The organism is Vibrio sp. 378, assembly GCF_033339435.1.
Map to the genome: position 1 here is coordinate 1 of NZ_JAWOUO010000457.1, position 756 is coordinate 756.

At 42.2% G+C, this 756-nt stretch carries 1 protein-coding gene; it reads right to left on the reverse strand.

The window, feature by feature from the left end:
* The coding region (pssA, locus tag R7Q48_RS26900) for a CDP-diacylglycerol--serine O-phosphatidyltransferase (protein ID WP_318133300.1) at positions 1-756 on the reverse strand (756 nt) is incomplete at both ends.

Below are 756 nucleotides of genomic sequence, written 5' to 3' on the forward strand. Positions count from 1 at the left end.
TAGCTGCGTATGTTCAAGGATTCGGGCTACTTCATCTTCAAACTTATGAGTAAGGTTTGCGTAGTCATCTTGAATCAATAAACCATTTTCAAGATCGAGAGACCAAGCACGCGGATTTAAGTTGTTACCCGTAAGCAGCATGTATCGTTTATCAACCCAGATACCTTTTAGGTGGAAGCTGTTGTTTTCATGCTTCCATAAGTGCACTGAAAGCTTACGAGCTGCAATGTTCGCCTCATTTGCTTTGGCAAAGCGGCGCAGATTTACCTCGTAAAGGTAAGGAAGACCACCAATGGTTTTGAAATCTTCTTCTGGAGAGATATAGAAATCGTTCGCGGTTTTATCTCCTACCACGATCGTTACTTTTACTCCACGTTTCATTGCACGTTTTACTTCCCGGTGAATTGATTTAGGGAAGTTAAAATATGGCGTACAGATGAAAATTTCGTTTTTTGCTGCTGCTAGTAGCTTGACGATTTGCTGGTTTAGTAAGTTTCGACGCTTACCAAGACCAACAAGTGGTGTGATCTTTACTTTATCTTCCGCCGCTGACTCATGGGCAAATTGATAGTTGGCTTGAGCAAGAGAAGAGCGAAGTTGGCGAATTGCCGATTTAATTTCTTTGGTTTCTGGCTTATCTCGATCGGCCAAGTCGTTTACTGCAGGGTGAGCAATCATTTCATTTTGAACGAAGTTCACCATCGTATCTGCAAGGGACTTGTGCTTAATAACATGGTAGCGATCAAATCGATAGCG